Origin of the sequence: Undibacterium sp. Ji22W (genome assembly GCF_049340305.1) — a bacterium.
In the GTDB taxonomy this organism is placed as follows: Bacteria; Pseudomonadota; Gammaproteobacteria; order Burkholderiales; family Burkholderiaceae_D; genus Undibacterium.
Genome location: NZ_JBMPOU010000050.1, coordinates 1 through 207 on the forward strand (window position 1 = coordinate 1; position 207 = coordinate 207).

Here is a 207-nt window from a genome sequence, read left to right on the forward strand (position 1 = left end):
ATACGAACAGTAAATATGAAGCAGTAGCGGTCGGCAGCAGCAACACAGCAAGCAGCGCGATCACCGATGAAGCCGTCCCCGCAGCAAGCGACACTGTCTATGCGCACATCAGTGTCGATGCAGCGAGCGTAGCCGAAGGTGGCGTCTTAACGTACACGGTCACCCTCAAAGACAGCAGCGGCAATGCCGTCAGTGTTCCAGTCGGCA

General features: G+C 57.0%; 1 protein-coding gene. It reads left to right on the forward strand.

Annotation, left to right across the window (positions count from 1 at the left end):
- The coding region (locus ACO0KW_RS20550; protein ID WP_423055200.1) for a hypothetical protein at window positions 1-207 on the forward strand (207 nt) is incomplete at both ends.